The sequence below is a fragment of the Gardnerella sp. DNF00354 genome, from assembly GCF_049262755.1.
In the GTDB taxonomy this organism is placed as follows: Bacteria; Actinomycetota; Actinomycetes; order Actinomycetales; family Bifidobacteriaceae; genus Bifidobacterium; species Bifidobacterium vaginale.
On the sequence record NZ_CP058402.1, the window covers coordinates 399,274 to 411,081 of the forward strand.

Consider the following 11,808-nt stretch of genomic DNA (forward strand, 5'->3'; position numbering starts at 1 on the left):
ATTATTCGCTTAAATCATTTAAATAAGCTTGAGCATCAAGAGCAGCGCGGCAGCCCATTCCCGCTGCAGATATTGCCTGTCTATAAACGCTGTCTACCACATCTCCTGCGGCAAAAACACCAGGAATAGACGTTTTAGTAGACGCACCCTGTACTGAAATAGTTCCATCTGCGTTAAGAGCTATAGAGTTATTTAAGAATGAGGTTGATGGTAGATGACCAATAGCAACGAAAATACCAGATGCTTCAATATCTTGAGTTTCTCCTGTTACAACATTTTTTACCGTTACAGACTGAGCGTCTTCGTTGGAACCATTTATTGATTGAACAACAGAGTTTAAAACAAATTTAATCTTCTCATTTTTGCGAGCTCTATCAATCATGATTTTAGAAGCACGGAATGAATCGCGCCTATGAATCAATGTTACAGAAGAACCAAATCTAGTTAGGAACAATGCCTCTTCAAAAGCTGAATCGCCTCCGCCAACTACAACGATTGGTTTTCCTCTAAAGAAGAATCCATCACAAGTTGCACAATATGAAACACCTCGTCCAGAGTATTCTTGCTCTCCAGGAACCCCCAATTTTCGCACTTGCGAGCCTGTAGAAATGATTACTGCATTTGCTGTATAAGTTTCTCCATCGTCTGTTGTAACTGTCTTCAAATCGTCCTTAAAATCTACAGACACAACATCGTTTAATATAATTTGTGCTCCAAATTTTTCTGCTTGCTTTTGCATAGCTTCCATTAAATCTGGTCCAAGTATTCCATCTACAAATCCTGGATAATTTTCAACCTCTGTAGTGTTCATGAGTTGTCCACCAGGAGTTAATGCTCCAGCAATGACCAAAGGAGTGTAGCCTGCGCGTGCTAAATACAATGCCGCAGTATAACCCGCAGGGCCAGAGCCAATAATTATTACTTTTTTGTTTAGTTTTTCCATAAAATATTCCTAATATTCTCAATAATCTTAATAAAATTTAGTAAATTTTTACGTAATTAATGTATAGACTGTTTTGAGGCATAGAGTCCTCTGGAACCCACAAAATGAAGTCTTGTGCCGTAATAGGTTTTTTGAACTTTACATCTGTTACACCACTGGCATCAAAGGTAAAATCAGCAACTTTATCTCCAGCACTAGGATCATTTTTAGAATTCGCAATCAAATAGCCATGTCCTCCAGAAGAACGAATTGAAACAACAAAACGATATGCTTCTTGAGGTTGAGCCAAATGCATGTAATAGCCATAACCTCTCTGGTTAGCCGTGTAATCCAAGAATTGTTGTACATCTATAGGATAAGGCGTAGTGTTAGTAGGCATTTTAGGTTTTGGAACCTGCTTTACCTTCTTACTCTTATTAAGTTTTTTATGCTTACTTTTATTTGATTTGTTTTCTTTATTTGATTTGTCTTTCTTTGCGTTTGTATCAGCCTTAGAAACAGCATTGGAATCAGATTTTGCTTTATTCTTAGACGAATCACTTTTATCTTCTGGAAGAACACCTTGACTTCCAAAAGGAACATTTTCTACGCTTTGAGAATCCCACGAGTTAGATTTTGTAAAACTAGAAGGAGCATCATGAGAATTAAAAAGACTATGCAAAGATAATGCGAATACCACTACAACCAATATTGCAACAACACTGATTGCAAGAACCTTCGTTGAAATACCGCCAAAAATTTTTGCGTCTGCTATATCCACGCCATTCTGCCCAGAATTCTTTTTGGACTCCAGAGATTCCTGACGCTCATGAGGCTGGAAACTAGGAGGCATTGAAGAATAAGATGACTTTAAAGAACCGCCATCATAATCTTCATAATCACCATTTTCCAACTCTTCTTCACGCAAAGCGCGTGCAGATTCTTCTCCAGGAGCAATAAAACGCCCATTACTATCTACAACTGGAACCCTACCTGTTGATTCTGCTTCCAAAGGTAAACTTTGTGGTCTAGACATCAGCTCAGTGTGTTTAGTGTTATCTGTGAGAAGGTCTTCAAAATCAAATCTTCTAGGCATTAATGGGGAAGCTAAATTATCTTTTTGTGAATAATCGTTTTTAGAATCTGATTCGTTTTCTATATTGTTATATTTTTCTGCTTCTTCATTATTTAGCGCATCAGAAGACTTGCTTTCTGAATAACTAGGAAAACTTGTGTATGTGGAAGATAGGTTGTGGAATATAGAATCATCTGCATCAAGTTCCGTAGGTGCTAAAATATTAGCCATTTCTGCGGCAGCAATATCATGGAAGTCATAATCTGTTCCAGTAGAGTCAGTTTCTGTAGAAGAATCTGAATTATTATCTAAATCGTTCTTATTGTTTCTTTTAAGAAGAGCGCTTAATGCTCCTATAGTTCTTCCAGCATTTTTTAAACCAGCTCCTGCTGCAGAAAATCCGCCTGTAAAACCAGCATTTTTATTGGATTTACCCTGTTTACTATCATCTAGTTTCTCAACGTCTTCAAGACTGTTATTGGACTCCTGTTCTGATAATTTATTTTCGAGCAAGTCCTCATTTTGGGCTAATCCTTCTGGAAAATCAAGAAGATTTTTATCGTCTTCTGGAAGCAATAACGCATTTTGAACGGAGGCTTTACTTGTAGTTTTATCAAAAATAATATCTTTATCAGAAAGTTTTCTAACAGGAGTATAAGATCCAAGTAATGCTAATAGCTCTCCTATTGATGCCATAGGTATAATATTGGAATCTTCTGTAGAAGAAAGCCCTCTTCTACAAATCATAGAAAATTCACTAGGCACTCCATCTGTAAGCCTAGAAAGATTAAATACAGAATTATTCTGAGTGTAATTTGTTCTAGTTAGTAGAGCATATAGCAATGCTGAAAGTTGATGCGTAGCAATATTTTCTATGCTCTTATTTTGAGCTTTAGGATGGTTAAAATCGTTACCTGAACCTTCGTCGGCAGACTCTACAGCAGACTCCCCATCTTCTTCTGACTTTTTTGGCTTTTCATCTTCAATAGTCACATCTTTTAAAAGAGGGCTTATCGGAGCATCTGCCAGTTCTACTCCAGAATCAGTAAGCCTTACAGTATTCGTAGAAATAGCATAGTGTGTTATTCCATCTGCTAACAGTTTACTAAGCGCATTAGCTGTTTCTGCAACTATGGAACGTATTGCTTCATAGCTAAGTGTTGAACTATGTAGCTTCATATAATCGCTTAAAGTTACTCCAGAATCCAGCTCGGTTATAATAATCGCGACATCATCTATATGATGAAGCTTCAAAACTGGCGTAAATTTGCGTATTCTAGACAGAGCAAGAGTAGAAGATATAGTGTTGACTTCTGGAAGAAAACGAGAATCACGTACTATAAAAAGCTGACAATCGCGAGCAAGTATACGATCGCTAGCATGCCATGCTTGAAGACCCGCTTCTTCGCGCAAAGGTGATACTAAAGCGTAGCGATCAAGTATAATATCTCCCAACTGAGGTTTCATCTACTCCCCGTCTTCCTACATGAGTAATGAATAATAATGCGTTACATAATAAATCCCACAAATTATTGTAACTGTAGAATCTAGTGAAACGCCCTGAGTTACTGCATTTAATTATCTTGATTTAATTATCGCTCACTGTGTTGATTTATTTTCGATCTAATAATCCTAGTATGTGCATTCTTATTATTTTCACTATGATTAGTCTGTTTATTATTTAACTTGCTTTTATTGATGTTTTCAAGATTCAACAAAAATGGCAGTTTTACACCAATTCTTCTAAGAATTGGATTAATAAGACCTGCCAGTTCACTCGTTCTTAAAAGTAACAAGATAGATATGTAAATAATCGCCAAAATAATGGTGATAATTGCACAAACAAAAATCGCAAGCAACCAACGACTAACGCCATGGAGGTTTGGTGAATCTAAAGAAATCCATTTGTAAATAAATTCTCTAAACAAAATTCCAACAAGAATAGATACTATAGAAGCTGCAAGCACCTTTAGATGCGTAATAACAAGCTGCTTATCGTCTAAATCGTTGTTAAAACGAGATCTAATCATTTTAACAAGCGAAGGAAAAGTGAGAATATAACTAAAAGATGCGGCTGCAGCTAAAGCGGTAACCCAATAGTTTGGCGGAAGGAATTGTATGCAAGAAAATACAATAATAAGTTCCACAAATAATTGTGCTGCACAAAACATAAACGGATGTTTGCCATCTTCAAAAGCGTAGAATGTGCGTTGAATAATCAAATACGCGCTAGATAAAGGCAATCCAAGCGAAAGCATCATAAGCGGATTTGCCATAAGATACGCTTCTTTTATGCTGATTGAAGGTAAAAGAGCCAAAGATATAGGCATTGGAATCACAATAAAAGCAACACTAAAAAAGCACATTAAAATGCTTACATTTCTAAGACAAGAGCTTAAATCTACACGAACTGTTGATAAGTCATGGTTTGTTATTGATCTAGAAATTTTAGGAAAAACAGCGGTAGCAACCGATACGGCAATAAGCGAATAAGGAAGAATAAACATTGTGTATGCGTTTTGAAAAGTAGCATTTCCAGCAACATCAAATTGACTTAACCCTAACGTTTTTTCTGCTACAGAAGGAGCGCTTGTAGTTATGTGAGTAGTTGCCATTGTAGAAAGCTGACTAACAGCCACTATTGCAAAACTCCATGCTGCAACAGGGCCCATTGAACGCAAACCAATGCCGCTAATGCCGAAACTTGGTTTGTATTTTAATCCGATTTTTCTAAGAGGAATAAATAAAACAAGCGCCTGAGCTGCAACACCCAAAGTCCAAAATCCTGCAGTAAGAAGCATAGTAGTGTTGTTCCAGAAGCCTACTGGCTGCCTGCTTGCTCTGCCAAAAATTGCAATAAAAACGCCGAAGCCCACGCAACTGACGATATTTGCTGCAACGGAACTCCAAGCATACATTGCAAACTTGCCTTTTGCGGCTAAAACTTGACCGAGCACGGTGTAAAGTCCATAGAAAAATATTTGAGGCATACACCATAACGTAAAAGCGTTAGTAAGAGCAATCATGGATTGGTTTGATCCAACATAGAGCCATGTTAAAACAGGTGTGGCAATTGCCATTAAAGCGGTTACGCCTAAAAGCAGAATAATCGCAAAGGTTATAAGCTTATTTAACCTATCTTTTGCATCTTGTTTTTCCAGAGTTTTAACGATTTGTGGGACTAAAACAGCATTGAAAATGCCACCAGACACAAGAGTGTAAATAAGCTGAGGGATCATGGACCCAGCCTGATATGCATTAGCTGCTAGACCTGTAGTACCAAGGGCTGCAGCAAGTAATATAGTTCTAACCTGACCAGTTATTCTTGAGGCTGCCGTGCCGCTTGCCATTATGATTGAGTTGCGGCCTACTGAATTCATTCGTCTGGATCCTTTTTACGGTGGAACTGCCTCCAAAGCCCCAAAATTCCAAGCGCGAAGGCAAATATTATAATAATCGTACCGCTTTTATCGCTGATTTGCAGCGTGCTTGTAATCATTGTTTCTTTATGATTGTAGAAAGCGCGATGGCTTCTATCTTCTAGTCCGAAAATTGCTCTAGCTTTACTAGAAGTTGTAGATCTAAGTGGCAGAATAATTTGTGTTTCACTATTTGCAGCAATCTTAACTGGAGTTTTTCTAGGAGTTACTATCTCCATTGAATTAGTGTAAGAAGTAAGATATACGCTAACAGGGTATGGATTAGTATTGCTGATTGTAATCGGCATTGTTGCTGTTTCGCTTACAAGCGTTACATCTTTTGGGGGAATAATATGTATTCCAGAAATTAAAATTTTGGATAGATTATGAGTGCCTTTAGAATCAACATTATTTGGTCTACTATCATTTACTTCTCGTTGAGCCATAGCATCAAAAAGTTTAAGAAGATTCTTACTCCAAATATTGCTGTTCTGGTTAATTTTCAGTTTTGCGTTTTGTTTTGCAAGAGATTGAACATCTGACTCATTAACGTGATGATTATTTAATTCACCGTGGTCAAGAATATTACTTATGAACTGTTTAATGTTTTCTCTATCTGAAGATAGTTGATTTAGAATTGACTTTCTATTGATTATAGATTCGTTTGATATCGCACTATCTTTAGGAACTGGATTGTACCCAAGATATTCTTTAGAAAAAGATTTTGCGTTAGATAAAGATCTTAAATCTAGCAGGGAAATCCACGGAGATTTTTCCAAATTGCTTATAACAGAATCGATATAAGAAGATGGCGTATCTTGGTGGAATGTTATAAGCAAGTGTCTTGAAGAATAAGGTTGTTCCATCTGATAAAACGCGCTTTGAGCAATAATCCTGTTTAGTTTGCCAGCATTAGTGTTTTCGCCAGTTGACTTACTACTTGTTGGTTTTTCGTTTGCCAAATCACTAAGAGTTTCTTGCGAGGAAAGCACTTTTACGTTTCCAAAAGAAGTTTGAACGTCATACACGCCATTCTTAACTGCAAAACGGTGCGCTAAAGCATCAAATCCGTTTGTTGCCACAACGGTCTTATAGCCATTGCTTTTAGCCTGTTCTAGTGCCTTTAAGGTCCATTTTCCGCCTGTTTGAAAAGCGTATGACTCGAATTTTTGCGCTTTACCTGTATGATCTTTTGGAATTGACGATTCTTCACTCCAAGACTCAGCGTCAATCCCAGATGATTGGTAGCAAGAAGAATTACTTGTTTCAGCATATTTACTTATATCAAAACCGTTATTTTGCATAAATGCAGAAGGAGTGAAGCTAATTCCAGAAGATTTAAGAGTATTTAAATCTGCTATCGTTTGTAATCGAGGATGCTTTTGTGCAAGAGATATCAAAGAAGCAATATGCTTTATGCTCTTTTTACTTAACCTTATTTTTCTATTGTCTTTAAATTGGTTTAAATCTTTGCTTACTTGGGAAGAGTCGCCAGCAACCGTTTTTGTGTTAGTTTTGCCCGAATTTTCTTTTTTAGTATCTGCTTTAGGTTCCTCTTTAGAAACAATATTAGATTCGCTAGGTGGAATATTCATCGAAGGAGAAATATTCTGCTTGTTAATTTCATAACGCCAGTCAGATGCTTTAGCGACTATAGGAATAAGCAATGTGACATTAATCGGAGGTGTTTGTACGTTTCTAACGCCAATATTTGCTCGTGTTACAAACGATTTTACAGAAGAATAATGTTTAAAATCCGATGAAGAATACGTTACAGAAAGAGGCTTTGGTCCCCAATAAAGGATGTTAGAAAGATTAGGGCTGTTTGCGTCAACATCAATTTGCGCGTTATAAGATTTGCCACAAGCAAGCGCTGGAACGCTAACTTCGCCAATTAGCTGAGGAGTAGGGATTCTGGACTCGGCTTGACTCCATTTTTGCAAATCAGTCCTAGACATAAACGTATACCAAGGGTTAAATGCAACCTGAATTTTTCCATCTGGAAAATCTTGAGAACCAGTATTTTTAACCAAAATGGTTATATGGTATCCGCTTTTGTCTGTAAGAATTGAAGTTGATTTAACTATTTGTAAAGAAATGCCCTTAGCTTTGGAATTATAAGATTCGTAATATTTTACAGAAGCTTGATTGACATTAGATGAATGGCTTGTATTCTGCGATGCTTCGTAAGCAAAAGCTGTATTTGAAACACAATAAAGCGGTGTAATAACAAGCGAAATCACTACTAGAATTAAAGTAATACTAAATTTAAAACAAAATTGAATAGGATTTTTAAAATAAAACATTTTACGGGCGATTTTATTAGTGACTTTTTGTAACTCCCGTAATTGGTTGTTTGCAAAATCAATCACATTAATCACGATTAGACCGCCTATTTGCCTTTTTAGCGTACATCCACGCTATCTTGCGTTCATTAGGATAGCTTAAAACATCATTAAGCTCTTTGAAATCCACCCAAATTGCATCTTCTGCCTCATGGTCTGGATCTCCAAGAACAGATAGTTCTCCACTAACATATTTCAAAGCAAAATGATGAACTAGCTTATGCACACGTTGACTTGTTCCAGTAAACCAGTAGTCAATAGTAGCAATAGAATCCACTACTTCTCCAAGAATTCCAGTTTCCTCATGAATTTCCCTAACAGCTGTTTGCTGAGGAGTTTCGCCTTTTTCTATATGACCCTTCGGCAAGCACCATTCCATATGTCCACTTCTTGAATGACGAGCTATAATCGCGACACGCCCGAGGGTGTCAAAAACTAGTCCTCCAGCGGAATATTCTCTCACAATAGGTAAGTCTTGAGCATCTAAAGAGGCAAAAGTTTTAGGACCGTCGTTAACTCTCCTCTGAGGCATTAAAGCTGGAGAAGGTGCCTCTAATGATGTTATTTGTTGGCGAGATTCCGTTATATCAACATGAATATTTTCAACGTGATAATCGCTCGAAAAGCTTGAAATATCAACGAAAATCGACTCGTCTTCTTCTGCCTGTTGAGGCTGTATTTTGCTTTTCATTCTAGCGATATCAAGTGGTGTAACTCGAATATCTGGCGTATTTTGGGCATGATTATCCGAGGCTCTGGCGAGCATGCGTCTTAAGTCTGCTGGGGTAACCATACACTCCACCTTACTCAATCCGCTGTGCATTGGGGTAACGGTATGCTGGAATATAGTTTGATTTTTGTTGAAAGGGTGTTTCCAAGCGTGTCTGTGAACTTTGAAGTTTGGCCTGAAGCCATGGAGTTGGGTAGATTATTCGCTAAACATAATTATGAGCTGGCTCTTGTAGGCGGTCCTGTACGAGACATGTTGTTGCATAGAACGTCGCACGATCTTGATTTTTGCACTTCTGCCAAACCAGAAGAATTTGAGCATATTCTTAGGAGTTGGGGGCACGATGGCTTTTGGGATATGGGTCGAAAATTTGGCACGCTTGGAGCTGTGCGTCGCAGAAAAGACGGAACAGAAGTAAAAGTCGAGATAACAACATACCGATGTGATGACTATGAGCCAGATTCTAGGAAGCCAGAAGTAAAATATGGCGATACTTTGGAAGGTGATCTTTCTAGGCGTGATTTTACTGTGAACGCAATGGCTTTGCGTGTTCCAGATTTGGAATTTGTAGATCCATTCGGTGGAGCGAATGATTTAGCAAAAGGTATTCTGCGTACTCCAGTAGATCCTCGTCAATCTTTTGACGATGATCCTTTAAGAATGATGCGTGCTGTTCGTTTTGTTGCTCAACTTGGTTTCACTATTGAAGCAAATACTGCAGAAGCTATTTTAGATATGGTTTCTAGGTTGGATATTGTTTCTGCAGAGCGCGTACGCGATGAAATAACAAAAATGCTGCTTTCTGCTAATCCTCGTGCTGGTATTGAAGCTATGGTCGAGTCTGGTATTGCAGATAGGGTTTTGCCAGAAATTCCTGCATTGCGCTTAGAAATTGACGAACATCACAGGCATAAGGATGTTTTTGAGCATACAATGATGGTTCTTGAACGAGCAATAGCATTAGAAACAGATAACGAAGGCGCGGTTCCTAGACCCGATTTGACTTTGAGACTTGCTGCTCTTTTACATGATATTGGCAAACCTCGCACCAGAAAATTTGAAGAAGGCGGAAAAGTAAGTTTCCACCATCATGATGTTGTTGGAGCTAAAATGACTCGCAAACGCATGAAAGCTCTTCATTTTGATCATCATATTATTGATGATGTAAGCGAGCTTGTGAATCTGCATTTGCGATTCCATGGATATGTTGACGAGCCTTGGACTGATTCTGCTGTACGCAGATATGTTAAGGATTCAGGACACTTGTATGAGAGATTAAATCGTCTAACCCGCGCTGATGCAACTACGCAGAACAAGCGTAAATCGCTGATGTTTGAGCAGGCTATGGATGAGATGGAAGAGCGAGTTAAAGAGCTTAAAAAGCAGGAAGATTTTAACGCGATTCGTCCAGACCTAGATGGCAATGAGATTATGCAATTGCTTGATTTGAAACCTGGTCCTATTGTTGGTAAAGCATATAAGCATATGCTGGATTATCGCCTTGATAACGGTCCAGTAGATCACGATATTGCTGTTGAGGAATTAAAGAAATGGTATTCCAGCTTAAATAAGTAGCTTAAATAAGTAGCTTAAATAAGTAAAGTTTTATTATTCTAACTTTATTTTGCTTTATTTGGCATCATGTTGTTGAATAAAACTTATTGAACTGGATTATGATTTGCGGATTTTGGAAGATTTTTCATAGAGTTAAAATCAGCGCATCCTTTTATTTCAACTATTGTTGCACCTGCTGCAGGAACATCAGTCTTAGGTTTAAGATTGTTGAATGTTGCGCCTAAAACCACGTCAATTAGCTTATCTTGCCTATCGTCCATTCGCAAAATAGCGTCTTTAAAGTTAGCAGCTAAAGTATAAGCTTCATTAATTGATTGCTTACCAAAGTAGATTGTTGTGCGTTTTACACTTTTTTCGCTATTTCCAACTTCAATCAGGTTAAAACCGCGGTTTCGTAGTCCTTCTCCTACCGCTCTTGCGAATCCACGGAATTTTGTTCCGTTTAGTACTCGAATAGGAACAGCACGATTATCGATATAAGTAGCCTTATTCTCATCTTTATTCTTTGTAGGGCAAGGTGCTTGAACTCCATAATTTGGGTCGATTTCTGGAGTTTTAGGGGCAGCAATACCAAATACATGGCATTGCACTAGAACAGCAAGAAGAAACGCTGCTCCAACACAAATTCCAACAGTAGTAAGTACAAATCGTTTCTTTTGGTACATGAACTCTCTGCGCGCCAGTCGCTCGTCGTAAAATTGCGTCATGCTAACTTCCGATCTGTACTATGTTTCTGTTGCGTATCTTATTGTACGAGACTTGCAATTATGCATAAATCATAATGTTTTATGCACAAAACAATACTAGCAATTTTACTTACTATGTATGACTGTGTTTTTAAAAATAATTCATATCTGCGAAGCTTTATAAAGAGCCAAGAATTCTGCGCATGTAAGGGTCTCTCCACGCCTAGTTGGGTCTATTTCGGCAATATCGTACGATTCATTAGAAATAATGCCTTTAAGAGCAGAATGCAGTGTTTTTCTTCTCTGTTGGAACGCTGCGTCAATAATTTTAAACACTTTTTCTCGCTCTTGCTCATCTTCTCTTATCGCGTTGTTTCTTTCAAAATAAACGAGAGCAGAATCAACATTTGGAGCAGGCCAGAATACATTTCTACCAATTAAACCAGCTTTTTGAGATTCGCCATACCAAGCCAACTTTACACTTGGAGTTCCATATGTTTTTGTGCCTGGTTGAGCGCAGAGGCGATCTGCCACCTCTTTTTGAACCATTACAAGGAAACTTGTAAGATTATTAAACTTTTCAAGAAGTGTAAGAATAATAGGGGTTGCAACGTTATAAGGAAGATTAGCAACAAGAGTAAAGTGTTGTGCATTTGCTAAATTGGGAACGTCTTGAGCGTTTAATTCGAGCGCGTCTTTAAGAATCACATTAAATCGTTCTAAGGCGTTAGGCATAAATTCTTTAACGGTACTCGGCAAACGTTTAGCAAGCGGAGGATCTATTTCTACAGCCGTAAGATTTGCGCCAGCTTGAAGAATCGCAAGTGTAAGAGAGCCAAGACCAGGGCCTACTTCCATAACAAAATCGTTTGAATTAATTTTTGACGCAGTAACGATTTTCTTAACCGTACCAGGGTCAATAACGAAATTTTGACCGAATTTTTTAGTAGGAGTAATACCCTCTTCTGCTGCAATCCTACGAATGTCAGCGGCTCCAAGAAGAGAGCCTTCTTGCTCACTAATATTATTTTCTGTCAATTTAATACCATCCAAACT

8 protein-coding genes are annotated in these 11,808 nt (G+C 38.0%); 1 reads left to right on the forward strand and 7 read right to left on the reverse strand.

Annotated features, from left to right (window positions below):
- Position 1 precedes the first annotated feature (1 nt).
- From trxB to HXT24_RS01555, 5 genes are all read right to left on the reverse strand, one after another.
- Positions 2-943, reverse strand: a complete 942-nt coding sequence (gene trxB, locus HXT24_RS01535; protein WP_422119493.1) for a thioredoxin-disulfide reductase — start codon at positions 941-943, stop codon at positions 2-4.
- Between the two features lie 37 nt (positions 944-980).
- The gene (locus HXT24_RS01540; protein ID WP_042904208.1) at positions 981-3,464 is read right to left on the reverse strand and encodes a kinase; all 2,484 of its coding nucleotides are present in this window, start codon (positions 3,462-3,464) and stop codon (positions 981-983) included.
- Positions 3,465-3,589: 125 nt separating this feature from the next.
- On the reverse strand, positions 3,590-5,377 hold the full coding sequence (gene murJ, locus HXT24_RS01545) for a murein biosynthesis integral membrane protein MurJ (RefSeq protein ID WP_422119494.1): 1,788 nt from the start codon (positions 5,375-5,377) through the stop codon (positions 3,590-3,592).
- Positions 5,374-7,797, reverse strand: coding sequence for a DUF6049 family protein (locus HXT24_RS01550; RefSeq protein ID WP_422119495.1), 2,424 nt, complete (start codon positions 7,795-7,797; stop codon positions 5,374-5,376). The genes murJ and HXT24_RS01550 overlap by 4 nt, the downstream gene beginning before the upstream one ends.
- Entirely contained in the window at positions 7,790-8,554 is a 765-nt protein-coding gene (locus tag HXT24_RS01555; RefSeq protein WP_004114048.1) for an NUDIX domain-containing protein, read from the reverse strand. The genes HXT24_RS01550 and HXT24_RS01555 overlap by 8 nt, the downstream gene beginning before the upstream one ends.
- A 42-nt stretch (positions 8,555-8,596) precedes the next feature.
- On the opposite strand from HXT24_RS01555, the gene HXT24_RS01560 reads away from it, so the two are divergent.
- Complete coding sequence (locus HXT24_RS01560; protein WP_004114050.1) at positions 8,597-10,066, forward strand: CCA tRNA nucleotidyltransferase; 1,470 nt, start codon at positions 8,597-8,599, stop codon at positions 10,064-10,066.
- 83 nt (positions 10,067-10,149) lie between these two features.
- Here HXT24_RS01560 and HXT24_RS01565 read toward each other — a convergent pair whose 3' ends face one another.
- Together HXT24_RS01565 and rsmA are read right to left on the reverse strand one after the other, a co-directional pair.
- The gene (locus tag HXT24_RS01565; protein WP_004574421.1) at positions 10,150-10,773 is read right to left on the reverse strand and encodes a LytR C-terminal domain-containing protein; all 624 of its coding nucleotides are present in this window, start codon (positions 10,771-10,773) and stop codon (positions 10,150-10,152) included.
- A gap of 141 nt (positions 10,774-10,914) precedes the next feature.
- Complete coding sequence (gene rsmA, locus HXT24_RS01570; protein ID WP_422119496.1) at positions 10,915-11,805, reverse strand: 16S rRNA (adenine(1518)-N(6)/adenine(1519)-N(6))-dimethyltransferase RsmA; 891 nt, start codon at positions 11,803-11,805, stop codon at positions 10,915-10,917.
- Positions 11,806-11,808 lie beyond the last annotated feature (3 nt).

Bases quoted from the DNA above. Each gene is read 5' to 3' on its own strand.
- trxB (WP_422119493.1), bottom strand. From the start codon at position 943: ATGGAAAAACTAAACAAAAAAGTAATAATTATTGGCTCTGGCCCTGCG.
- HXT24_RS01540 (WP_042904208.1), bottom strand. From the start codon at position 3,464: ATGAAACCTCAGTTGGGAGATATTATACTTGATCGCTACGCTTTAGTA.
- murJ (WP_422119494.1), bottom strand. From the start codon at position 5,377: ATGAATTCAGTAGGCCGCAACTCAATCATAATGGCAAGCGGCACGGCA.
- HXT24_RS01555 (WP_004114048.1), bottom strand. From the start codon at position 8,554: ATGGTTACCCCAGCAGACTTAAGACGCATGCTCGCCAGAGCCTCGGAT.
- HXT24_RS01560 (WP_004114050.1), top strand. From the start codon at position 8,597: ATGCTGGAATATAGTTTGATTTTTGTTGAAAGGGTGTTTCCAAGCGTG.
- HXT24_RS01565 (WP_004574421.1), bottom strand. From the start codon at position 10,773: ATGACGCAATTTTACGACGAGCGACTGGCGCGCAGAGAGTTCATGTAC.